Annotated in this window: 1 protein-coding gene; it reads right to left on the reverse strand. The window is 45.7% G+C overall.

Annotation, left to right across the window (positions count from 1 at the left end; genetic code table 11):
- Positions 1-169: 169 nt before the first annotated feature.
- Positions 170-577: a hypothetical protein gene (locus FDX01_RS04305; protein WP_137399293.1), complete on the reverse strand. Its 408-nt coding sequence runs from the start codon at positions 575-577 to the stop codon at positions 170-172.
- Positions 578-811 lie beyond the last annotated feature (234 nt).

Consider the following 811-nt stretch of genomic DNA (forward strand, 5'->3'; position numbering starts at 1 on the left):
TTTGGTACTTCCAGGTTAATTTGCATAATCATCTCCGCGCTTAAGCCGCGCCGCTGAACTAAAGACCTCTGCATATGCAGACATTTAAGCGGTGGATAGCCGCCCTGATAACGGAGCACCCTCGTGAAGATGCTTTGGTATCAGCAATAAAAAACCCTCCGAAGAGGGTCTATTTGATGAGTGATGCTGCGTATTCGAGGAGGTAAAGCTTCGGGGCCAGCCAAATTTTCAGCCAGTCGAAATTGATCATGATGATGAATACACCTAAAACGGACATTGACAAAATAACCGGTCGGCATAACTCAAATGCAATAGAACTTATTGACCTTTCACCCTCATAAATTGTCCATTCATCTCCGCGTCTCCTGCATTTAGTTATGTGGTACAAAGCGAAAAATGATCCTGCAACCATGAGAGCACCAAGAAACTGAAACATTGCAGAACTAACTGAAGACCATACCAACAGCTGATGAACGACATCTGGTATCTGAGCCTGACTGAATGACACTGCGGCATCAATACCACCAACCGCTTTCTGCAAAAGATCAACAAGAATCTTGTTAGCCTGTTCTTCCATCGCCTTACCCTCTGTTTGTATCGTGAGCTAATAAAAAGGCCGCCGTAGCGACCTATTTGATATTTGCGTTGTTTTAAAAATCATCCCAGACAACATAAGCTTCTTCCGGTCCATCAACCTCAGCATGACCTTTAAGTCCACACGAAGGGCATTCCGCCGCGTCGTTAAAGTGAACCATTCCCACTGGAGCGGCGGTAATGACGTTCACGGGAGAGTGACCACAACGCACACAGT

The organism is Citrobacter sp. wls613, assembly GCF_005281195.1.
Taxonomy (GTDB): Bacteria; Pseudomonadota; Gammaproteobacteria; order Enterobacterales; family Enterobacteriaceae; genus Citrobacter; species Citrobacter gillenii.